We start from the raw sequence: 22280 nt of genomic DNA, 5'->3' as shown, positions 1-22280 counted from the left end.
CACGGACGGTACGTACGGAGAGTAAGGGCGACCCCTGACAGTCTGGTCACCTGCTCCAGAAACCCTGGAGCAGGTCGAAGGGCGACATCGTTCGGAGCCTCTCCCTCGCGGCGGCCGGCGAACGCCCGCCGCGGACCAGTGACTCGTAGATGCGCTGTGCAACCTCGATCGCCTCGGCGTCGGCGACACCGGGACCGCCGAAAGGCTCGGGGTCGTCGCTGCTGTCCGCCTCGTGCATCACTCGGAGGGCCGCGACCGGGATCGTCTCCTCTAGGAGCCGGATCAGGGCACGCACGTCCGCGGCGCTGGCACCTCCGGGGCGCAGGGCCGCCTCCACCAGCGGATGGCTGCGGTTGATCTTGCAGACGACCCTGTCGTCGGGGCGACGCACGAGCCACGCGTACGACAGGGGGTCACCGTGCGTCCGTGCGGCCACCCGGCCACGGTGTCTCAGGGAGTCGGCGGCTGTGGACCGCGCCTTGCGTGCGATGCGGTCGAGGTGTGGCCTGAGGCCGACAGGCGGGACGACGCTCGACTTCCTCACGTCCACGCCCCACTCTGCGTCTGTTTCGGCGGGGATGTCGACGGCTATGCGCGCCAGGTTGTACTTCTCCTCCCTGCGCATGCCCCGTTGTCCCAGCCAGTCTCCCGCGAGGATCAGCCGGTTCCTGCGGTAGACGTAGAACCCCTGCTGGTCGAGCCAGCCTCCGGGGCCGGCAGCCCGGTCGTGCTCCTCCGGTGTGAGCCTCTGTGCGCTGGGCAGGACGAAAGCCTCGACCCTCACGAGGCTGCCGTTCAGGGGGAGTTCCTCCTCCGGCAGACGCTGCACCGAGGGGTGACTGCTCATGAACGGGTCCCAGGGCTCCACGAGGGTGCCGCGAACCTGCAGTTTCCGACGGCGGGCCCCGGTGAGGAAGCGGGCGAAGACCATACCGAGATGCGACTCCGTGCGCGTCGCCTCGGCGTAGAACTGCTTCTGAGTGCGCTCGTCATCCGTGCTGACGCTGTCGGTGCGGTATCCGTTGAGTCGCCGCCACAGCACGACGGTGCCGTGGTCGGACGAGCTTCGAAGCCTGTCGAGCACGGCCGTGGTGTCGTCGTCGGCCCCGTGAAGAAGGCGCCACTGGCCGGATTCCTCGACTACATCGAGGTCCCATGTGCGAGTGTGCCATTCCCCATCCCGGGCCGTGGTCACGGTCAGCTGCCTGGCCTGGGAGAACGAGGCCGACTTGAGGCCGACCCCGAAACGTCCCAGGTCGCTGGACGTGCGTGCGGTCGCGGGTCCGCGGGCAGCCACGGTCATGGCCGTGACGAGCTCCTCGGGGGTCATGCCCCAGCCGTCGTCGACGACGGCGATCCACGAGTCGGCTCCCGCCCAGGTGAACTCCACGTCGATGTTCTTCGCCTCGACGGAGATGCTGTTGTCCACCAAGTCCGCGACGGCCGCGGGGAGTGAGTACCCGAGGGAGCTGAGCGAGGCCACCATGCCCGCTGGCTCGGGTGCGGCGATGTCGTACTTCATATGTGCCCGGCTCTGCTTCCCCGTGACGTTGCTCTCCGGAGGGTGACCGTCCCGGAGACTCGGTGAAACCGGACGGATGCGACCCCCGACCAAGAGGGACCACTGCGTTCGTTCGCTTAGGGCGACACACCCCACCACCAATCGATGCTACGGGAGCAGCACCGCATGCCGGCCGGAGTTTGCCCGTCCCGTGGTTTCGCGAGATGGGATGGGGCCGAGACTTCCTGTCCGTCCCGGCAACGGTTTCGGGCCTGCTCACGCAGTGACCCCGTCGAACAGGCCGTCCATCTCGTCGACCTTCTTCACAGGAATCGGGGGCGCCAATGGCCAGGGACCAGCCCCAGCGCATCGAGATGGACCTGACGACTTCCCACGGGGAAGGATCTCTTGGCGACCTTGAAATGTACCCCCTCGGTCGGTAGGTCGGGCCTCACAAGCGCGTCTGACAAGGTCGCCAGGTCGGGTGGCGTTCCCAGCGCCTGTACGTAGCGAAGGGACGTGACATGCATGGCCTGCGCTGGGAGCGGACGCAGGCAGAGCTGCTGTGGAGTGCCGACGCACCAGATCCAGTCGATCGACTCGAAAGGTGGCCAGCCGCTCGGCAGCAGGGCCGTCGCCGTTCCCGCGCGGAGTTCTTCTCTCAGAAGCCGTATCTCAACCGATCATGGAACGCGCGGTTCGAACAGGCTTCCCACCCGGGTGATCTTCCCGTTGTACGCGCATGAAGACAGGGCCTCTCGGTAGCTCGGGGATGCGAATCTGATCGAGCAGTACCGGGAGGCCCTGGTGTCCTTGTTCTACGTGTCCGAGCCCGTCCAGTTCAACTCGGCCGCACCATCGTGTGATTGCCTCGCGCACGTGTACGGCAACGCGGCGGACCATCCCGACCGGGTGCGGCGGTATCCGTCGGACATGACGGACGCGGAGTGGGCGGCCGTGCGGCCGTTGCTGCCGGTCCCGGCCTGGCTGAACGGGCGGGGTGGACGCCCCGAGGGTTACTGCCACCGCCAGCTGCTGGACGCAATCCGCTACCTGGTCGCGGGCGGGATCTCCTGGCGGGCGATGCCCGCGGACTTCCCCGCCTGGGGCCGGGTCTACGCCTTCTTCCGCCGCTGGCGCGAGCACGGGCTGATCACCGAGTTCCACGACCGGCTGCGCGGGAAGGTCCGTGAACGCGAAGGCCGCGAGGCCGAGCCCACGGCAGGGATCATCGACGCCCAGTCGGTGCGGGCCGCCGCGACAGTACCGGCCGCCTCACGCGGCTACGACGGCGGAAAGAAGGTGCCGGGCCGCAAGCGCCACATCGTGACCGACACCCTCGGCATGCTCCTGGTCGTCGCGGTCACCGCCGCGAACATCGGAGACCGGGACGCCGCGGCAGGACTGCTGACCCGCCTGCGCCGCCTGCACCGCGACATCACCCTCGTCTGGGCCGACGGCGGCTACACCGGAGGCCTGGTCGACTGGTGCCGGGACAAACTCGCCCTGACCCTGGAGATCGTCAAGCGCACCGACGACATGACGGGGTTCGTGGTGCTGCCCAGACGCTGGGTGGCAGAACGCACGTTCGCGTGGTTGATGAACTCCCGTCGACTGGCCCGGGACTACGAGACGTTGCCGGCCAGCAGTGAGGCCGTGATCCGGTGGTCGATGATCACGCGGATGAGCCGGCGTCTGGCACGGCCACAGGCCGCCGGCCGGCACTGAACATCCCCGACGCCTCCAAGAGGAGCCACCCACGTTCCGCCAGGCGCCTGGCCTTCGACCGCACCCCCTCGACCTTCCCCGGCGCCGCCCCAAGGCCCAGCTCCGCCGCGATCTCCTTGGCCTTCACCGGTCCCTTGCCCGCGGACCGCCGCTCCTCCAGCACGCCCAGAATCCGCCGGTAGTCGGGCGCGAGCACGGCCACCGACAACCCGTCCCGCCAGGGCGGCACCACCGACCCCGGCACCGGTGAGGACACCGCTTCCTGCTTCGCCTCGGTCACGGCAGTCGTCTCGGCGGCGGACACGGCCAGGGCCTCGACCAGCTCCTCCCGCGCGATCACCCGCCGGTCCAGCTCGATCTCCGCGGCCTCCAACACCTCAGCCAACCGCGCGACTTCCTCCCGCAGCCCCTCCACCCGCACCCGGGCAGCCGCCTCCCGCTCCTCCAGCATTCCCAGCACCGACGCCACCGCGCACCCCTCGCCCATGAAGCGAACACAAGACGCGACATGCCTCCCTCACCCCGAGCTAGACCATGCCTGACCAGCAGAAATCAACCGATCACGTTCGGTTGAGATACGGCCTCTCAGCCGGTCCAACTGGCGAGCGGCGGAGGTGGCCCAGTTCTCCACCTTCAACGACTCGGGTAGTGACAGCGCCTCGATCGGCCACTTGATCTCGAAGCACTGGCCCACACGCCCGGCCGGGTCCACGGCTACCACGTCCAGGTCACCAGCAGATCGGCCGTCGGCTCTCGTCACGGGCACTTGCTCGGCGACGAGAGCACCTGGGGTCGTGCGTAGCCATTCGGTCCATGCGGTTGCACGGTTACCTAGTTCACGTCCGATACTGCCGAACCCCCGGGAGTCGTTGGCAGCGGAACGAAGCATGATCGGGTCCACGGCCCGGGGAGTGATCAGGGGCGGGCAGATGATCACGGCGCCACCGTACGGCACGAGAGGGGATGTCCTGCACGAACGTCCGGAGCGGTAGGTGAGCCTCTCCACTGCCAGGGCCTGATGAGCCTCGGACACGGTTGGGCACAGGTCCGCGAGGACGGCCATCAGCCGTGGAATCGGCATGTGAGCGAGCGTCGACTCCAGTCTTGAGAGCCGGTGCGCTGTCTCCTCGCACAGCGAGGCGATCCCCATGATCACCGCCAAGACGCGGGTCATGTCTCCGGCGGTCATCCCCTCGCCGAGGGGGAAGGTGTCGGGAATTTGACCCTCGGGCACCGCCTTCCGGTAAGCCTCGATGGTCACGGTGGCGCGGTTGACCGCAGCCTCCAACACGTCCCCTGGTGGCCCCTTCCGAGAGCCGGCGCTCCTCGTGGAGATCCACCGGCGTTCCGTCTCGGACAGTTTCGGCAACTGCGTCGGAACCGAGGCTGCTTCGAGGAACGCGTCGGCGACCTCGACGGCGGGGTTCCAGCTGTGACGCACACGGAAGCCCCCTCCAGTCAGGCGGACCTGGTAGGCGCCAGTTCGGACACCGGTCTCCAAGCGGTCCCAGTGCTGGGCTGCGGCAGCCAGCGCCGTGATCTCGCCAGCAGCGGACTCAGAGCATGGACCCGTGCCGAGCGGGAAGTCGTGGTGCCATGCGACGAGTTGGGCGAGAACGCTTTCCCATGGAAGATCGGACTCGACTCCTGAGGCGATCTCCATGGCTCGCAACTTGGTCGCCGTGCGGAGCAGGTCGTAGATCCTTTCCGGCCCGGACTGCCAAGCCGGGTGCGCACCTACACGGGCACGCGCGTCGGAGACGACGTCCAAGAGATCCAGCTCGGGCTTCACGGACACTCCGAATCATCCATGACCGACGGTCGGTTGGAATTCACGCACGTTCGGAAAGTGGTGAGGGGAGGGTTCTGGTTCAGTTCCCGCCCCCCACCACCGGTGATTCACAGGGTCGGATCCCAGTATCCGATCCTGGAACCGTCGGGAGATCCGAACAGATGCCAACGGGAGAGGTTCCGGTTCCAGGACTGGCAGGCGGTCTCGGGGAGTTGGAGGCAGCCGTGATCCGCGCCCTCGTTGGTGATCATGCAGTTCGGGTCGTACAGACACGCGTCGTTGTCGACTGCACGGCTGACGACCGCGTCCAGATTCTGTTCGAGTACCGTCCGCATGGCACCGAGGCTGAAGTCGCTCCCACCGTTGGGGTAGATGGCGAATGCCAGGTCGTACGGGAAGAGGTACTCGGACAGGCTCGTCTCGCTGTAGCCGCTGTCGACCGCCAGAGCCCGGAGTAGCTGGTGGGACAGGGAGTGAAGCAGGCCGAACAGCTCGTGAACAGGGAGATCAGGGTGCCCGGGCTCCGGCCGGGTCTCGTGAGAGAGGGCCTGACCATCACTGGGACCCAGCTGGTGCACCAACCACTTCGTGACGCCCCCTGAGTCGTCCAGCGTGCTGCGGCTCACGAGCTCGTTGCGGACCAGCCACCTGCTCACCCGCTCCCGGTCCACGGGGAACAGGAGAGCCTCCGCTTCTGTGGGGTGGGCGTAGAGGAGGGTCTTCTCGGGTGCGCCTCGTGCGGCACGTCCCCGATAGGGCACCAGGTCGGCCTCCTCGGGGCTGAACCCCGTCCGGCTGTATCCGATCGCGAGGTAGGTGATCGGGAGATCACTGATCAGGCATGTCTCCTGACCGAGTCCGGCAGCCCTCAGTACACCGGGGTATCGCTCGTACAGGGCGCGGCGCTCGGGGTTGCGGGCTTCCCGCTGCAGGCGGGGGATACCAAGGCGCTCCAGGTTCAGGACCCGACGATAGGTGTGCAGTTCGGCCGCAAGCCCGCGGGCGTCGTCGCTCTCGGTGTCCAGCCCGAGGGCTTTGCTCACGCTGTCCCGCAGGTGGTCCACCTCGACCGGCATGAAGCGTGCCCGGAGTGCGCGCGCCTGATCGTTCAGGCCGGCCTCCTCCATCGCACGGATGCTCTCGACGACCTCGTCGGGGACGTCCACCGTGTGCCCGTCCGTGAGCCGCCGGAACTCGTCCTCGGTGATCTCACCGAGCCACCAGCCGAGCACGGCAGCCGTGTACAGGGGGTTGCTCTGCCGAGTGGCCTCTTCTGCCGTGGTCACGTTCACGAGCGTCAACCCCTGCCCGACATGCGCCGTGCCCGCGGTGTGGAGCAGGGGGTGCATGAACTTGTCCGGGTAGCTGCACGAGGAGTTGCTGCAATTCCACTGCACGGACAGTGGAAAGCCGCAGGTCATGCACTCCCACCGGAAGTCACGGAACCGACTCGCGCGGTCGTCCAACCTGAACCGGGTGTGTCCCCTGGGGCACTTGCTTGGCGGGTACATGGGCGACATCTCGCCACACTTGTGCGCGAAGACGAACTGAAGCTGTCGATTCCCGACTGTGTTGCCACAGGTCGGGCAGGCCGGTGGCCAGTCGTCCGTTCCGGGCCGTGGGTCACTGGCCGTCCAGACATGCCCGCACCCGCCGCTCGAGCAGCGCACCACCCGAGGCCAGATGCGGCAGAAGACCTTACCCGGGACCACGACTTCGTAGTGGCGATCGGCAAGCCGGTCCTCGTCCCCGGGGAACTCCGGTGCCCGGTCAGCTCCAGCGGAGAGCGCACGCCCGGCGGCTCGCCACCTGCGCACGAACCGCATCGCCTCCTGTACCAGGTGCTCGCGGTCGAGCGAGGGACCGTCAAACTCCTCATCACGCCCGAACTGGACCACCTGGGCCGTGTAGCCGCCGCGGTGGTCGAAGGTCTGGCCGGGGCGGTATCGGTAGAGAACCTGGCCCCTGTCCCGAGCCATGTCGTCGTTCCTGGGGTTGAACGCCATCACGACCTCCTGCTGTCGGATACGACGTGGAACGGGATTCCCTCGGAGACGTCGCGGAGGCTCGTCATGGGCCGGTACTCGAGGCCCAGGTAGTCGCCAGTCGCGCGGTATCCCCGGTTGTTTCCGCCGGTGAGGCCAGCGGAGGCGCCGGCGGAGCGGAGGCTCGCCAGGGCGTGCTCCACCATGTCCTCGAGGTCAGTGCGGAGTTCCTGCCCCTCCGGGCGGTCCGACTGGAAGACGGAGTGCAGCACCTCCAGCAGCTCGGTGAGCTGGACCCCTTGCAGGCCCCCGCTCGAGGGGGTACGGAGGGCGGCCTGCATCTTCGAGAGGTCGTGCAGGTGGCCAGGGGCGTTACCCGCCCGCCACCAGTCACGGTTCGCGATCTGGAGAAGTTGCCCCATCAGTATCCCCGGCAGGGTCTTGCGAACCGCGAACCTGCTCCAGCGGTTGATGGCCACCGGCTCGACCATACGGTCGAGGTACTCGTGGAACTTGCCGTGATAGCGGTAGTGCGACCGGTCTCTCTCCCTCACGGGGTTGAAGAGCATGAAGACGAGGCCGTGGTAGGCGCGGCCCACCCTCGACGACGCCTGGATGTACTCCGCCATGGAGCGGGGCATGCCGTTGAACAGCATCAGGTTCAACCGGTCCACGTCGACTCCGTGGCTGACCATGCTGGTGGCGACGACCATGCCCGTGTTGCCGTTGGTGCTTCCCAGGTCGTCGAGGACGCCGCGTACCTGGTCCAGGCGCGTCTCGCCCTTGAGTTCGGCCACCCTGAGATCCGGAAAGCCCTCCCTGCGCAGGGCCTCGTTGACCTGGGTATCCAGCGAGCGACGGATACGGCCGAAGTCGACCAGAGTGGTGGCGTACGTGAGGCTCGTCCGGTAAAGGTCGACGACTGCGCGGAGCTCATCCTCCGGCCAACTCTCGAGGGCGGGGGGCAGACCCTCTCGCCGGTCGAGTTTCCACAGTGCCCGGTGGGCGGACGTCAGGATCCTGACCAGCGTCATCTCTGCCGTGCCGCGTGTCGGCATGACTCCGACGAAGCGACGGAGCGGGAGACTCCGGTCGAGGCGCCAGTAGAAGCTCTCGTCGAGGTTGGGCCCCGGCAGTGGCACCACCACTGACCTGAGACCGAAGAGGTGCTCACTCTGGCGGTCCTCGCCCCGGATGGTGGCGGTGGTGGCGACCACCTTCATCCGGACACCTCGACCGTCGGCACGCTGTCGGGACGACAGAGTGCGCTGCACCTCGGCCAGCAGGCCCTCGTAGTGGCCGGAAAAAGCTCCGAGCTCTTCGTTGACCATGTGAAGCTCGTCGATGATCTCCAGTGACGGGGAGGGGTCGTAAAGAGGCTCGCCCAGGGGTTGGAGCGGGGTCTTCGGATGACCCGGCGCATGCCGTTCGTGGCACTTACCGCCCCGACCGAAGCCGTGAGGAGGGCACCAGCAGTCCACGTCGCCGAGGAGGGCGCCGAACTTGTCCGACAACCCTACGTTGGCGAGCTTGTCCAGGGTCCCGACCACGACGGTCGGTAGGTACCGGTAGATCTCGGTGTCGACGACGAGGATCGGCAGAACCTTCCCGCACGCCTCGCCGCCGCAGACGTGCTGGAGCCTGAGTCGCTGTGGGTCGGGCGCCGGGATGCGGACTGACCGTTCACCGCAGTAAGGGCAGTCATGGACAAGGCGGTACGCATGCCGTTCCTCCTCGCTTGAGCGAAGGCGGTCGATCATGCGGTCCGTGATCAGCGAGTTGGGGGTGTTACCACCACCGGCGTAGAAGCCGATGAAGAAGGGCCAGCCGGGATCGCCACCAACCTCCCTGAGCAGGCCGGCGTTTTTGCCACGGACCGTCTCGGCGGCGGCGATCACATCGAGCTGGCGCTGTGTCTGCTGCAAGGTCAGCAGTCGCAGAGGGAACCGGCACCATGCCGAGACTCCGAGCGCCTTTCCCCGCGCACGGTCGTAGAACATGCACACCAGCACCAAGCCGAGATACGCCTCGGTCTTGCCGCCGCCGGTGGGGTACCAGACGACGGTTGCTGCCTCGGTCGGATCCACGTTGTGTTCGTCGCCCCAGAGGCCAGGTGCGAAGAGGTCCTCGGGATGCTCGCGCCAGGCCAGGGAACTGAGCTGACTGACGATGGCGACCAGCTGGAAGAGCCGCCACCCCCGACTGGGTCGCTTCCGCCGCTTGTTGAGCTCCACCATGGACTCGTTGGCCAGCTGGAACGCTGTCAGGAGACGCCTGTCTCTCCGAAGCCAAGCGACACCGTCACGGAAGCGGGCGACCTCCAAGGCCGCGGCCCTTCGGTCTGCCTCTTTACGCTGGGCCAGCTCGGGCCTGTCCTGGAGATCCTCGGTGCTCCACACAGGAGCCCCCAGGTACGCCTCCATCTCGTCAGCGAGCTCGTCGAGAACGGGAAGAGGGTCGGTCGAAAGCGTCGCGTAACTCCAGCGCTCATCGGTTCTGGCCACGGCCCGATGGGTGTCGTGCTGAGGGACGGGCACGCTGCGTACGGCCACGAGCCTGCCTTCGTGCCACCGGGGCTCGACACCGCAGTTGTTCGCGTACGCCCCGAGCTCCCCGGAGTAGCGGTAGGCGTCGGCACCGAGGTCCATCACGATGGGCAGGAGATGGTCACCCTGGATCTCCAGCTCTGCGCGGAACAGGGCGTTGTCCCTCGCCTCGTCGCGACGGGTACGGCCGGCGTTGCTGCCCCGTCCCTGGACGGTCACGACGGGGTCGGTGGCGAGGTTCTGCAGAGTGACGGTCACGCGGAGCCGCCCGGACGCGACCAGCCTCGACGTGATGACGACGTGCGCGGCGGGGGATGGCACTACGGGGTCCCCGCCCACCTCCCGGGCGAGCCACTGTTCGAAGGTCCGGTCGTCCGCCATCGCGGCAGGAGGAACGAGCCGCTCTCGGCGGTCGTTCCCGACACGACGGTCGATCCGAGGGTCTTGGAGTGCCACTCTCACGGCTTCCTGGAAGGCGCGCTGGAACTCAGCTTCCAAGGTCTGGCGCAGGCCGGCCTCTTGTCCCAGCACGACGTCCACGGGACCGACGGTCACAGTCAGTCGCTTGAACAGAGGGGCCAGTCTGTACGGCTCTTCGCGCTCACCAGCCCACTCCAGCTGCTGCGATCGGGTCGGAAGTGCCGCGTAGTAGAACGATGCCCGCGCCTTGACGCTGATGGAGCTGGCATTGCTGGCCTCGAACTCGAACCCGAGACTGTCCGGTGTCGTGCGGCCGTACCGCGGGGCGGCTCCGCCAGGTTCGATGGTGTGGGGGCCGAGGCTTTCCATGAAGTACCGAGCACTTGGAGGCTCGCCCAGGCAGACGTCCCCCTGGGCCTCGCCGGTCGCATCGCTGACCACCGCGTTGACCAGGTGGTCCACGAGAGCAGTCTGCTGGGCAACGCTTGGCTCGAACGAGTTGGTCACGCCGCCTCCCCGTCGGATCCGGCGAGCTCCGCCGGGGCTGGAAGGGGGCGTGCCCCCGCACATGAGGGAAGGGGTGAGAGCCGAGGTGGCTCAGAAGAGCGTGCCAGTTGAGGCAGACATGCCGAACTGGCCCGCGTGACATGGATGTCCACGGGGTCTCCAGGCTCGCGAGTCAGAAGCCGCCAAGGCACGACGCCAAAGCCGGACATCTTCTGCTGCTTCGAGCCCCAGCAGCATCGAACGTATCTCGGCGAAGCCGCAAGCGGTTACGTATAGTTGATCGAATCTGTCCGGATCGAGTCCGTCGGTGCCTTGATCTGATGTTCACCACCGCGGCTTTGCCGAACGGAGAAGCGAGGTCGGGCGACGACCTCCAGCGGGACCTGCTGCGAAGACGCCCGGGCTGTACGCCGCTGGTCCCTCAGGCATGATTGGCGCATGATTCCGGAGGCCGATATAGGCGCCAGTCGCGACTACGAACTGGTCGATGTGCGAGCCAACTTCACCACCAAGAACGTGGCCGCTGCGTGGTTGATGCTGGCGCTGGGTGCCAACCGGGAGCATGCCGGAAACGACGGTTATGACGACAGTGAGCCTTTTCCATCTTCATCCTGAGCTGGTCAGATGAAGGGTGAGGATGGCCTGGACGGGGCTGGTGATCCGGGTGGTCGAGCAGCGTAGTTTGCGGGGGAGTCGCCAGGACTTGAAGGTGGCGACGGCCTGCTCGACCAAGGCTCGGATCTTGGCGTGGGACCGGTTGACTGCCTGCTGGCCTGCGGAGAGGGTCTCCCATCGCCCCCAGCACGGGGTGCGGACCGTGCCCTTGGCGCCTCGGTATCCCTTGTCGGCCCAGCATGGGATGTCTGCCTCGGTGAGGGCGTCGATGATGCCGTGTTCGCGGGCCGCGCGGATGTCGTGGACAGCGCCGGGCAGGGCCGGTGAGGCCCACAGTAGTCGGCCGAAAGGATCGGCGATGACCTGCACGTTCATCCCGTGCCTCTTGTGCTTGCCGGAGTAGAACGGCCGGTCCGCGGCGATGCGGTCGATGGGCAGGAGGGTGCCGTCCAGGATCAGGTACGCCTTGGCCGACGCGGTCCGCACCACGTCGGTCAGGCCGGGGGCGAGAGCGGCCAAGAGCTCGACCGCCTCGGTGACGTAGCGGTAGGCCGTCGTGGTACCGAAGTCGAACCCGGCGGCGAGCTGGGCGTAGGTGTGGCCCATCCGCAGATGGGCGAGGGCGAGCAGGGCCTGACGGCCGGCGCTCAGGCGCCGCCACCGGGAGCCGATCACGCGGCGGTGCCGCCGCAACTGCTGCGCGAGGAAGCGGAGGGCGGAGCTGGACACGTCGACGCCCGACGGGCAGACAAGCACGTGAAGCCTCTGGTGGAACCGGTTCTCTTGGTCGAAAACCCATCTACCAGGGGCTTCACCACGTTGTCAGCCCAACAGCCTTACTCCAGAACCAGGTTGGAAAAGGCTCAATGTCACTTTCGAGGTCGTACACAGCAGGAGTCCCCGACGTCGTCGGGGACGGAGCAGACGGAGGACCGAAGAGCGCCACGATCTCCACCTCGAACAGGCGCTCAAGCACCCGGCACGTGTCCGGTCCCGGCAGGGTTTTGATCCGGCCCGATGTCCACCGCCGGAACTGTGCCTCCGATACCGACAGGCCCGGTAAGCCGGCCTGTGAAGCCGCTCGCGCGAAGGCGGTAGCGAAGTCGCGGTACCGCCAGCGTCGTTGCTGGACTAATACCCGCAACAGTGTGGCCGATCGTGCATCGATCGCTCCCCCACAGTCAGGAGGCGGGGGCTACATCGCCCCGTCCCTCTCCGTTGAGTACCGGCCAACAGGCTTGATCTGCAACGGAATCAGCACACATGACATGTCGATGCCACCTCCATGACACCCCACACGCCCAAGTGGGCACCAGATGACGTCCGCCGTGTCATGGCCGTGACACCCGCACCGGAGCGACGCTTACGCCATCCCGAAGAGCCCAGCGAAGGGAACGGACCGTGAGCAGCCCCCGGCTTCCCCGCCGAACCCCCGGCGCGACCAACCTGCAGTACGAGGCAGTCGTAGCCCCGTATGCGGAGTCGGACGCGGCCCCGTCGTTGGAGAGGCGCTGCTTGCCGCGGGCGGCGGAGGCATTCCGGACCGATCACGGTGATCCCGCCACCTGGAGCTCCGCCCAGTTCGGCGCCTTCCTTGGCCTCAAGAGTGCCCAGTGACCACGACCGCCGACACGAACCTCTGGGTGGCGGACGACCCTGGTCACCAGCTCCTTGGTCTGGAGGTCGTACAGCCGTCCAGCGGACGGCGAGGAACCGTCGGCACCGCCCTGATCCACACCGCGAAGATCACCAGCAAGGTGGTCAAGAAGGTGGCACACATGCGCCCGATAGACGACTCATGCCGTGAATTGACGGCGGACCCCGGCTCACTCCAGCCCCTGCGCCCGCTCGCCTCGAACGTGGCCGCGGACACCCGGTGACCACTGCCCAGTCGGCGCGGGCCAGCGGCACCCCGGAGCTGAACAGACTTCCTGCCCGTTGCCGGCCAACCGGTCGACGAAGCACGGGAATCGGCGCCCGGGCGCCGGGGACCAAACCGGTCGGAGTGCCATACGGCAATCCGACCGACGGCCAGCAGAGCGGATCAGAGCTGCCCAACCCGGGCAGTCACCCTTCCACCAAGGAGATCAGCATGCCGAAACCCAGGAAGGAGAAGCAGAACCGCCTGATCTACGCGGACGTCGTGGACTCCAAGTCCAAGGCGGGTGTGTGGATGGGTGAGCGCGCCTCCTTCCGCGAGAAGCAGGGTCGCATCCTCGACGCGCTCAAGGACCGCACCGACTGGGTCGAGCTGAACGACGCGATCATGGTCATCAGCACCGAGCCCGCCGGCCTCACGGTCATCGTGCCGAACCCGACGCTGCCCGGCGTCATCGTCCTCTCCGACGGCGGCAGCCCCGCGGCCTCGGCCCAGCTCCAGACCGGCGCCGAGGAGCAGGTCCGCGCCGTGATGGCCGAGCTGGGCATCGCCGAAGAGGAAACGGCGGCCTGACCCAGTGGCCGCTTCCCTGCTGCTGTGGGGGAAGTACTTCCAGTACGACCGGGCCGGGGAGGCTGTCCTCCTCGACCCGGTCACCCTGGAAAGTGTGCTTCTCGACCCCGGCGAGGTCGCTGACCTCGCCGGGGTCTCCCCGACCGCGACCCATGAAGCCCTCGCCGGGCTCGGCTTCACCCAGGACGGCCCCGCCGCGGACCGCCGTGAAGCACTCCACAACCGCCTCAACGCCCTCGGGTTCGACCCGACACCGCAACGGATCAGCGGGCTCCGGGTGGTCCTCACCGACCGCTGCAACATGGCCTGTACGTACTGCTTCGTCGACACCAACACCGGCAAGCCCGACATGACCGAGGAGGAGCTCGCCACCGGCCTGGAGTTCCTGTTCGAGCGGAACGCCGGCCAGGAGGAGGTGTCCGTCCAGTGGTTCGGCGGCGAACCGACCATCCGCTTCGACCTCATGAAGTACGGCGACGAGCTCGCAGACACCCTCGCCGCCCGCTACGACGTCGACCGGGTCCGCCGGACGGTTGTCACCAACGGTGCCCGCCTGACGGACGAGACCATCGACCACTTCGTGCAGCGCGACTACGGGGTAGGGATCTCCGTCGACGGCCCGCCCGGAATCAACTCTGCCAACCGGCTGCTCCTCGGAGGCCAGCCTGCCGATGACCGAATCCGCCGCAACGTCGGCCGCTTGGTCGAAGCCAAGGGCCTGCACGTCGGATGCAACCTCACCCCCACGGCATCGAACATCGGGCGTCTGGCCGAGACCGTGCGGTGGATCATCGAAGACCTCGGCCTGAAGTTCATCTACGTCAACACCCCCATCCCCACGGGGGGCGAGTGGCGCGTCAACGGCGCGGACCTGGCCCGCGAGCTGTACGAGGCCCGCCTGACCGCGCTCGGCAAGGGCGGGATGCTCTTCTCCGTCCTCGACCGCGCGTTCCAGGCCCTCGACACCCGCCGGCCGATGCTGTTCGACCACATGCAGGGCGACCGCAGCCTGAACGCCGCCCTGCTGCCCGCCAACCGGGTCAGCGTCTGCGACATCAACTTCACCGAGCCCTCGTTCCTCCACACCGTCGACGAGCTCCGACAAAACCCCGGCCTGCTGGCCGCCGCCGCCAAGAAGGTCGCCCCGGTCCCCGCCTGCGGCGACTGCCCTGCCCTGGCCATCTGCGGCGGACCGTCCCGAAACGAGCAGGCCCTCATCAGCGGCGACACCCCGGACCCGCAGATGTGCGCCTTCTACACCAGCACCGTGGCCATCGCGGTCTGGGACAACACGGGGGTGCAATGAGCACGCCCGCCCGCACCGCGCTGGTCTCGACGGCCGGCCACTGCAAGGTCGCCTGCGGCTTCTGCTTCCGCGCCGACCGCGCCCACGGCTTTCTCGCCATCGGCACGTACAGCCGCGCCCTGTCGCGGTTGAAGGAGGCCGGAGTGGAGGGCGTGTGCCTGACCGGAGGCGAGCCGACGCACCATCCGGGCCTCCGGCGGCTCGTCCGGCTGGCCCACCAGTTCGGCATGGCGGTGTCCATGGTGACCTCGGCCCGCACCGAGGCCGAGGTGACCGCCCTCGCGGAGGTCGAGCACCTTCTTACCAACGTCACCGTCTCAGCCGATTCCGAGGGTGCGATGGCCCTTGGCCGGACGACCCGGACCGTGGCCTCCGCCGTTGCGACGCTGCTGGCCGTGGACGTTCCCGCGAAGGTCCTCCACTTGACCTATTCGGACGTGGCGGAGGAAGAGGCAGCGCAGATCGCCGGCCTCGTCGCCGGGACAGGCACTGAGGTCCAGCTCAGCCCCGTACTCCTGGACGAGCAGTGCTTGATCAGGGCCGGCGGATCGCTCCAGGACTCTGTGAAGCTCAGAGAGGCTGACACGGCGACCCTTGCCGGGCGCTTCCGTCTGTCCAACGCGTACCGGTCCTACCTCGATGAACTGCGTCGGATGCAGCTGTCCGACGACGAGCGCCATCCCTGCCGGTCAGCGACCCTCTACATGTCCGCCGAGGGCGAGATACGGCGTTGCCCCTACGGCGCGGACGGGGTCAGCGTCCAGGCCCCGCGTGCCGAGATCAAGGGCTTCCTCGAAGCGCCGACGAAGGACCGTGTCGGACCTGACTGCGCCGCCATCTGCCGTCCCGCGTCGCGTGCCTGCGCGGCGGCCTGAGCCAGGGAGTCACCGTGCACGCACCGGTCTCTGTTACCGACCCGCGCAACTTCACTGCCTGCTGGAGGCAACCGCCGAACTTCCGCCTGCAGGTCCCGTTGGACTACCTCTTCATGCCTGCCATCGACATCCTCGATCACATCCGCCGGGACGAGGAGGTCCGCTTCACGATCCTCGGGGAGCAGGGCTGGCAGGTCCGCATGGACCGCACGGCAGCCTTCCGGACGGCCCCGGTCGAGGAGATCACCACCTGGCCCTTCCGCCTGGTGCACTTCAACCTCTCCCGGTTCTACGGCGAACTCCTGGACGGCTTCCAGGACGAGGTCATGATCCCCTGGCGCACGTACCTCGCATCCCAGGGATTCACCTGGCAGAGGTGTGCGCCCATCCTCTTCCTGTCCTCTCAGGGGGCCACGTCGACGTACCACAACGACAATTCGCACGGCTTCGTGTGGCAGGTCCACGGCGTCAAGACCTTCCACAGCTACCACAACCCCGACAAGCACCTGTCGGCCGAAGCCGCCGTCATCGGTGAGACCACAGCCGAGGAACCGCCGACCCACGACGAGACGGACCGGCAGTCCGTGACCATGCACCCCGGTGACCGGCTGTGGAGCCACGCCCTGACCCCGCACTGGGTCACCACGGAGTCCCCGCTCGCCCTCAGCGTCACCTTTTCCCATGGCGGCCTGTGCCACCGGGGCCGCTACGCCGAGCGTGAGCTGGCGCTCCGGTCCCACTGGGACAAGAACCCCGCCGAGGCGTGGAGCCTCGACCTGGGCCACCCCCGCTACTGAGCGCCCCTGCCGCTGCCCCCACCGCCAGAGCGGCGGCGGGGGCAGCGGAACGTCCGGCCGCGATCAGGGGGTGAGGCGGTTCGGTCCGCGGAAGAGGAAGGCCGCCTCGCGGATGGAGTCCAGTGCGAGCATCACCATCAGGATCCGGCCCAGGCCGGCGCCGAGGCCGCCGTGCGGCGGGCATCCGAAGCGGAAGATGTTCAGGTAGTCCTGCATCGGCTCGGTGCTCATGCCCTTGTCCTCGGCCTGCTTCAGCAGGATGTCGGAGCGGTGCTCGCGCTGGGCCCCGGTGGTGACCTCCAGTCCCTTCCAGAGCAGGTCGAAGCTGAGCGTCAGGTCCGGCCGGTCCGCCGGGCGCATGTGGTAGAAGGGCCGGATACTCGCCGGATAGTGCGTGATGAACACGAACTCGTGACCCGTCTGCTCCTTCATGTGCGTGGCAATCCTGCGCTCACCGTCCGGGTCCAGGTCCTCCTTCAGCCCCTCCGGGTCCCACCCACCGGCCCGCAGCACCTCCTGCACCTCGGCCATCGTGATCCGCGGGAACGGAGTCTCCGGCACGGTGACCTCGACCCCGAAGACCTCCCGGATCCGCTCCCCGTGGACCTCTGCCACCTTGGCGATGGCGTGGGCGAGCATCCGCTCCTCGAAGGCCATCACGTCCTCGACGCCGTCGATCCACGACAGCTCCACGTCCACGCCGGTGAACTCGGTCGCGTGCCGGGAGGTGAACGACGGCTCCGCCCGGAAGACCGGTCCGATCTCGAAGACCCGGTCGATGCCGGCTGCCACCGCCATCTGCTTGTAGAACTGCGGAGACTGCGCGAGGTAGGCGGACCGGTCGAAGTACCCGAGCTTGAACACCTCCGCCCCCGACTCCGAGGCCGTACCCATCAGCTTCGGGGTGTGCATCTCGGTGCAGCCGTGCTCCATGGCGTACTCGCGCAGCCCCTGCTCCAGGGTCGTCTGCACGGTAAAAACCAGCTGCGCGGTCTCGCGCTTGCGGACGTCGAGGAAGCGCCAGTCCAGCCGGTGCTCGGGCCCGGTGCGCCCGTCGATCGGCAGCGGAGTCTCGGCCAGGTTCAGCACCTCGACTGCCTCGGGGACGAGCTCCAGGCCGCCGAGCTTGGCCTGCGAGGCGTCCACGACGCGGCCGGTGATCCGCACGGCGGACTCCGGGGTCAGGGACTCGAGCACGGCCTCCAGCGGGCCGCTGTCACGCTTGTGGGTTACCTGGACCATGCCGGAGTGGTCGCGCAGGATCACGAACTGCATCGTGCGCTGTAGCCGGAGTGCGTTCACCCAGCCGGAGACAGAGACGGTCTGGTCGATGTGGCCGCGTAGGTCAGAGGTCAGAACGCGGCTCGTAGTGTGGATCATCGCAGCCCTCCAGGGGCGTCGTCATGACCCCTTGGGAGTGCGGGCGAGAAGGGAACTCGCGGTACCACCGCACTTTTGCCGCCACCCGAGGGTAGCGGCCTCATTCAGCCCTGTGACGGGGGCGAACCGGCGGGGCATTGGGCCGGGGGCCGTTCCTCCCCGCGCTCAGGAGGGTCTTCACCTCGGGCGCAAGTCCGCCTTCCCAGCTACCGGCGGCTCTCTCTGCTCGCATGATCCTTGGCTACTCGTCTCCGTCTACGCGTTGCCCACGAGGATAGGTATCGGGCAGGGCCGCTGCAACGCAATCACGGTGATGGCGAAGACCTGGCCGGACAACGATCGCAGGTGGACCCGCCAAGCAGTACTGGGCCCATAGGTCGAGGTGCTCAGGGACGAGGCTGTGGCGCTTCGCGTAGTCGATCACGCCTCGCCACTCCGACACCGTGGCGTCGTCGGGCTCGGTGAAGGTGACCCGCCTGCCCGTAACGAGTCGCCCGATGAGCTCCTTCGCCTTGATCCGACGGGCGAGTGCCACTGGCCTGTCGGCGTAGGACGCGGAGCGGGTGCTGCCTGCCGCCTTCCCCTTGGCGGTCTTCTTTTCCCCAGCGTGTGCGGGGTCGTCCGGGTGGTGGCCGTGCTGGATGTAGAAGGTGCCTGCCTCGGTGACCTTGGCATCCACCTCGCTCCCACTGCGCTTGATCGTCACCAGTCCTCGGTCGCCCAGCGCGTAGGCGGTGCGGAACTCGCCGGGTCCCGGGGCTTCTCGGACTCCTTGCCGTTCGCGAGCCGGCCGAGCTGTCGTTCATTCAGGGGAGACCAGCGATGCATGGCAACAGCTCACCCCGGGGCCGGGCCTGGTGCAATGACTCGTACGGGTGGATGCTTCTGGAAGCATCAGAGACCTGCGGTCTATGCCGCCGGACCGCTCTTCCTGCGTGAGCGCTGCGTGAGCGGACTGGGTGGCACCAGGGTGGACCCAGGGTCATGGTGATCAAGGTCAGGCGTCTCCGACCTGGGGAAACGGGATTCTGTGGCATCGGTCGACACCAGCCGGGATGATCTTGCGGGCCCTCGTAATGCGTAGGTCTCGGGTTCGAATCCCGAAGGCGGCTCTGAAGAACCCCGGGACTCACTCGCCGTGACCTGGGGTTTTTCGCGTTCTGAGCCCTCTTTGCGGGGGAGTGTCACGAAAGTGGTGTGCACTACGTCGGTTGGCGTAGAGGTCTTCTCGTTGGTCTGGCTCACGCTCGTTCGGCCGAGAGTCGGCCGCCGAAGGCGATGTCGAACGCGTCCACGGCCTCCTTCCAGCGGCTGGTCCACTGCCTGCGGCCCTTGCCGGTCGGGTCGAGGGCGAGGGCGGCGAGGTGGAGCCGACCGGGCGCGGTAGCGGGCGTTCAGGGACTCGATCGCGTCCGTCGAGACGAGCCTTCGGCGACCAGGCCGGTCTCGGGGTCGTGGTGCCTCGGGCGACCTGTTGGAGCCAGCTCCGTCCGGCTGGCGCGGGGTCGGTCGGAGCCACCGGACCGGCCCCGAGGGGAGCAACACGGCGGCTTGGGCGGGGGAACAATGGGGTGTTCGGGAGTCGATAGTGGGGAAAGACGCGCGTGCACGCTCAGGAGACCACGTTCAAGGAACTCGTTCAGGGCGAGAAGCAGTACCAGGTGCCGCTCTACCAACGCACCTACAGTTGGCAGAGGGACGAGCTACGGCAACTCTGGGACGACGTCCTGGAACTGGTCGAGGACCAGTTGGAAGGCCGGCCCCCCACCGGGCACTTCCTCGGCTCCGTAGTGCTGGCCCCCGGTCGGATCACGGCCGGCGGCATGCAGCGCTGGCTCGTCGTCGACGGACAGCAGCGGCTCACCACCCTCATGCTCGCCTTCACCGCGCTGCGGGACCGCCACCGGGAACGCGGCGCGGAGCAGAAGGCCGAGCGCATCCACGACCTGGTCCTCGTCAACAAGTACCGGAGCGGCGACGACCACTACCGCCTGCTGCCGACGCAGGCGGACCGCGATGCCTACACCGCCTGCGTCGAGAACTCGCCGCGGGCGGGTGGCCCGGGCAACGTGGGCGCCGCCTACCGGTTCTTCCTGGGGGCCCTGGCCGAGGGGGAGGAAGGCGGCGGCGAGGCGTGGACGGACACGGTGGAGACCGTACTGAGCGGTCTGCTGACGATCGTGGAGATCACCGCGTCGGAGGGCGACAACGTCTACCGCATCTTCGAGTCGATCAACAACACCGGTGTCGGACTCAGTCAGAGCGACCTGCTGCGCAACTACCTCTTCATGTGCCTTCCGACGCGTGGGGAGGCCGTCTACCACAGCCTCTGGTTGCCCATGCAGGAGCGGCTGGGCCCCGCCAACCTCGAACTCCTGGTCTGGCTCGACCTGGTGGTGGCGGGCAACAGCCGGGCCAAGCAGAGCGAGATCTACCGTGACCAGAAGAAGCGCCTGGAACCCCTGAGCGGCGACGAGACGGCCCTGGAGGCCGAGATCGCGTCCCTGGCCCGGCGGGCGGAGCGGCTGATGCGGGTCCTGGAGCCCCGGCGGGAGCCCGACGGGGAGCTGCGCGAGGTGTTGGAGAGGCTGTCCCGCTGGGGCGGTCAGACCCACTACCCGCTGGCGCTCCACCTGCTGGACCGCGTGGACGACGGGCAGGCCACCCCCCACCAGGCGGCCCGGGCGCTGACGTACGCGGAGAGCTACATGGTGCGGCGCCTGTTCACCGGTCACTCCACCACGGGCAGCAACCGGGTGTTCATGGAGATGGCCAGGGAGATGGAGAAGGACGACGACCCGGCCGAGGCCGTGCACCGCTTCCTCTCGAAGAGCAGGACGGGTGCCCGGGTCTGGCCCGGCGACGACGCCGTGCGCGAGGCGATCCGTACCCGGCCGTTCTACAAGGCGGGCCGCAGCAACCAGCGGTTCCAGGTGCTGCGCCGCTTGGAGGAGAGCTTCGGGGCCAGCGAACCGGTCGACTACGCCAAGGCGAACCTGACCGTCGAGCACGTGCTGCCGCAACGCCCCGCGCACCAGTGGTTGGACCTGCTCGCCGAGGAGACCGAGGACGGGCAGGGCACGGAGGAACTGCACGCACTCCTGGTGCACACGCTGGGCAACCTGACTCTCTCGGCGGACAACGCGAAGCTGTCGAACCACCCGTTCCGCCGCAAGCAGGAGATCCTGGACTTCAGTTCCCTGCGCATGAACCAGGAGATCGCCGGGCGGGAGCGGTGGGGGAGGGCGGAGATCCTGGAGCGCGCCGCGCTCCTCGCCGACCGGGCGGTACGACTGTGGCCCGGGCCCGTCGAGGGTACGGTCCCCGTGTACGACGAGTGGTCCGGCTGGCAGGAGTTGAGGGCCGCGCTCCTGGCCATGCCGGCCGGGACGTGGACGACGTACGGTGATGTCGCGGCGCTCGTCGGCACCCATGCCGTCCCGGTCGGCCAGCACCTGGCGGCCAGGGCCGGCCTGCACGGCGCCTACCGGGTGCTGACCGCGGACGGACGGGTCTCGTCGGGCTTCAGGTGGCCGGGGAACCAGGACTTCGGGGACGTGCGGACCCGTCTGGAGGCCGAGGGGGTCCCCTTCGACGACGCGGGCCGGGCCCGCCGCTCCCACCGGTTGACCACGGCCGACCTGGCCGCGCTGTTGGGCAAGGACGTCGCCGAGGAGGCCGACCCGTCCCCGCGGGACGAACAGCAGAGGTCGGCGGCCGGGCGGTTCGACGCACAACTGCGGGACAACCAGACCGGGGAGATCGTTCACGGCGTCCTGGGAGCCCTGCGCTTCTGGGAGCAGCAGGGGGGACATCTCGCGTACGGCCGGGCGAGCGAGACCAGTTGCTTCCCCACGATGCCCTTCGGCAACGCGCCCGGGGGCCGGGCGCTCTGGCCGCTGGCGCTCTACCCGGTCTCCGGCACGGTCGAGGTGGTGTTCCAGTATCTGAAGCGGCGTCCCCCGTTCGACGACGAGGCGCTGCGGCGCGAGTTGATGAGCCGGCTCAACGCGATCGAGGGCATCGAGCTGGCCGAGGCGAAACTGGATCTGCGTCCGTCCTTCGCGCTGGAGGTCTTCGCCGCCGGTGGTGAGGACATCTGCGCGGTGCTCGAATGGTTCGCCCACACGGTGGCCCTGGCGGCGGCGCACCGTACGCCGGAGGGCGGGGACTCCGGCGTCTTCTGACGTCCCGGGGGCCGACCGGGTAGCGGTGGCGCGCGGGCCCGCGGTCGCGCGCCTCAGGACGGCTCCCCACCTCGTGCGTGGGGAGCCGTCAGCGTTACGGGCGGGAGGTCGTGACCGGTGCCGGGAGGGGGGCTCGGGGGTCGTGCCACGACCCCCGCAGTGCCTCGCGGGCCCGGGTGCGCGCCACCG

The 22280-nt window shown here is 68.1% G+C and carries 16 protein-coding genes and 1 pseudogene; 8 read left to right on the top strand and 9 right to left on the bottom strand.

Annotated features, from left to right (window positions below):
• Positions 1 to 46 precede the first annotated feature (46 nt).
• On the bottom strand, positions 47 to 1522 hold the full coding sequence (locus ACSMX9_RS11660) for an ATP-binding protein (protein WP_445402173.1): 1476 nt from the start codon (positions 1520 to 1522) through the stop codon (positions 47 to 49).
• 912 nt (positions 1523 to 2434) lie between these two features.
• Here ACSMX9_RS11660 and ACSMX9_RS11655 point away from each other — a divergent pair.
• Positions 2435 to 3229, top strand: a complete 795-nt coding sequence (locus ACSMX9_RS11655; protein ID WP_445402961.1) for an IS5 family transposase — start codon at positions 2435 to 2437, stop codon at positions 3227 to 3229.
• On the opposite strand, the gene ACSMX9_RS11650 is transcribed toward ACSMX9_RS11655, so the two are convergent.
• The 4 genes from ACSMX9_RS11650 to ACSMX9_RS11635 form a co-directional block, all read right to left on the bottom strand.
• On the bottom strand, positions 3177 to 3716 hold the full coding sequence (locus tag ACSMX9_RS11650; RefSeq protein WP_445396964.1) for a hypothetical protein: 540 nt from the start codon (positions 3714 to 3716) through the stop codon (positions 3177 to 3179). The genes ACSMX9_RS11655 and ACSMX9_RS11650 overlap by 53 nt on opposite strands.
• A 30-nt stretch (positions 3717 to 3746) precedes the next feature.
• On the bottom strand, positions 3747 to 5021 hold the full coding sequence (locus ACSMX9_RS11645; RefSeq protein WP_445402171.1) for a hypothetical protein: 1275 nt from the start codon (positions 5019 to 5021) through the stop codon (positions 3747 to 3749).
• Between the two features lie 107 nt (positions 5022 to 5128).
• A complete protein-coding gene (locus tag ACSMX9_RS11640; protein ID WP_445402169.1) occupies positions 5129 to 7027 on the bottom strand; it encodes a hypothetical protein in 1899 nt (632 codons plus the stop codon).
• The gene (locus ACSMX9_RS11635; RefSeq protein WP_445402167.1) at positions 7027 to 10479 is read right to left on the bottom strand and encodes a helicase-related protein; all 3453 of its coding nucleotides are present in this window, start codon (positions 10477 to 10479) and stop codon (positions 7027 to 7029) included. The genes ACSMX9_RS11640 and ACSMX9_RS11635 overlap by 1 nt, the downstream gene beginning before the upstream one ends.
• A gap of 438 nt (positions 10480 to 10917) precedes the next feature.
• Between ACSMX9_RS11635 and ACSMX9_RS11630 the strand changes: the two genes are divergently transcribed.
• Positions 10918 to 11094, top strand: a complete 177-nt coding sequence (locus ACSMX9_RS11630; RefSeq protein WP_445402165.1) for a hypothetical protein — start codon at positions 10918 to 10920, stop codon at positions 11092 to 11094.
• Here the strand turns inward: ACSMX9_RS11630 and ACSMX9_RS11625 are convergent.
• Positions 11086 to 11850 (bottom strand): transposase family protein, encoded by a 765-nt coding sequence (locus ACSMX9_RS11625; RefSeq protein ID WP_445402163.1) that lies wholly within the window; start codon positions 11848 to 11850, stop codon positions 11086 to 11088. The genes ACSMX9_RS11630 and ACSMX9_RS11625 overlap by 9 nt on opposite strands.
• Before the next feature lie 857 nt (positions 11851 to 12707).
• Between ACSMX9_RS11625 and ACSMX9_RS11620 the strand changes: the two genes are divergently transcribed.
• From ACSMX9_RS11620 to ACSMX9_RS11600, 5 genes are all read left to right on the top strand, one after another.
• Positions 12708 to 12974, top strand: a complete 267-nt coding sequence (locus ACSMX9_RS11620) for a hypothetical protein (RefSeq protein ID WP_445402161.1) — start codon at positions 12708 to 12710, stop codon at positions 12972 to 12974.
• Positions 12975 to 13186: 212 nt separating this feature from the next.
• On the top strand, positions 13187 to 13546 hold the full coding sequence (locus ACSMX9_RS11615; RefSeq protein ID WP_445402159.1) for a hypothetical protein: 360 nt from the start codon (positions 13187 to 13189) through the stop codon (positions 13544 to 13546).
• A gap of 4 nt (positions 13547 to 13550) precedes the next feature.
• On the top strand, positions 13551 to 14852 hold the full coding sequence (locus ACSMX9_RS11610; protein WP_445402157.1) for a radical SAM protein: 1302 nt from the start codon (positions 13551 to 13553) through the stop codon (positions 14850 to 14852).
• Entirely contained in the window at positions 14849 to 15727 is an 879-nt protein-coding gene (locus ACSMX9_RS11605; protein ID WP_445402155.1) for a radical SAM protein, read from the top strand. Before ACSMX9_RS11610 ends, ACSMX9_RS11605 begins: the two co-directional genes overlap by 4 nt.
• Before the next feature lie 113 nt (positions 15728 to 15840).
• On the top strand, positions 15841 to 16524 hold the full coding sequence (locus tag ACSMX9_RS11600; RefSeq protein WP_445402153.1) for a hypothetical protein: 684 nt from the start codon (positions 15841 to 15843) through the stop codon (positions 16522 to 16524).
• A gap of 63 nt (positions 16525 to 16587) precedes the next feature.
• Here the strand turns inward: ACSMX9_RS11600 and aspS are convergent, their stop codons facing one another.
• The 3 genes and pseudogenes from aspS to ACSMX9_RS11585 all read right to left on the bottom strand — a co-directional run.
• Positions 16588 to 17904: an aspartate--tRNA(Asn) ligase gene (aspS, locus tag ACSMX9_RS11595; protein WP_445402151.1), complete on the bottom strand. Its 1317-nt coding sequence runs from the start codon at positions 17902 to 17904 to the stop codon at positions 16588 to 16590.
• A 241-nt stretch (positions 17905 to 18145) separates the two neighbouring features.
• Positions 18146 to 18610 carry a hypothetical protein gene (locus ACSMX9_RS11590; RefSeq protein WP_445402149.1) on the bottom strand — a complete coding sequence of 155 codons (465 nt, stop codon included), beginning with the start codon at positions 18608 to 18610 and terminating at the stop codon, positions 18146 to 18148.
• Positions 18611 to 19145: 535 nt separating this feature from the next.
• Positions 19146 to 19338, bottom strand: a pseudogene (locus ACSMX9_RS11585) (IS256 family transposase); the annotation flags it as partial.
• A 170-nt stretch (positions 19339 to 19508) separates the two neighbouring features.
• Here ACSMX9_RS11585 and ACSMX9_RS11580 point away from each other — a divergent pair.
• Positions 19509 to 22091 (top strand): GmrSD restriction endonuclease domain-containing protein, encoded by a 2583-nt coding sequence (locus ACSMX9_RS11580; RefSeq protein ID WP_445402147.1) that lies wholly within the window; start codon positions 19509 to 19511, stop codon positions 22089 to 22091.
• The last annotated feature ends 189 nt before the right edge of the window (positions 22092 to 22280 follow it).

Source organism: Streptomyces sp. LE64 (genome assembly GCF_052606915.1).
Note: the sequence above shows the minus strand (reverse complement) of the source record. Positions and strands in the feature narration are given on the sequence as shown.

What these genes read in the sequence shown, in the direction of transcription:
- ACSMX9_RS11660 (WP_445402173.1), bottom strand. Translation starts at nt 1,522, where the DNA reads ATGAAGTACGACATCGCCGCACCCGAGCCAGCGGGCATGGTGGCCTCG.
- ACSMX9_RS11655 (WP_445402961.1), top strand. Translation starts at nt 2,435, where the DNA reads ATGACGGACGCGGAGTGGGCGGCCGTGCGGCCGTTGCTGCCGGTCCCG.
- ACSMX9_RS11650 (WP_445396964.1), bottom strand. Translation starts at nt 3,716, where the DNA reads ATGGGCGAGGGGTGCGCGGTGGCGTCGGTGCTGGGAATGCTGGAGGAG.
- ACSMX9_RS11640 (WP_445402169.1), bottom strand. Translation starts at nt 7,027, where the DNA reads ATGGCGTTCAACCCCAGGAACGACGACATGGCTCGGGACAGGGGCCAG.
- ACSMX9_RS11630 (WP_445402165.1), top strand. Translation starts at nt 10,918, where the DNA reads ATGATTCCGGAGGCCGATATAGGCGCCAGTCGCGACTACGAACTGGTC.
- ACSMX9_RS11615 (WP_445402159.1), top strand. Translation starts at nt 13,187, where the DNA reads ATGCCGAAACCCAGGAAGGAGAAGCAGAACCGCCTGATCTACGCGGAC.
- ACSMX9_RS11605 (WP_445402155.1), top strand. Translation starts at nt 14,849, where the DNA reads ATGAGCACGCCCGCCCGCACCGCGCTGGTCTCGACGGCCGGCCACTGC.
- ACSMX9_RS11600 (WP_445402153.1), top strand. Translation starts at nt 15,841, where the DNA reads ATGCCTGCCATCGACATCCTCGATCACATCCGCCGGGACGAGGAGGTC.
- aspS (WP_445402151.1), bottom strand. Translation starts at nt 17,904, where the DNA reads ATGATCCACACTACGAGCCGCGTTCTGACCTCTGACCTACGCGGCCAC.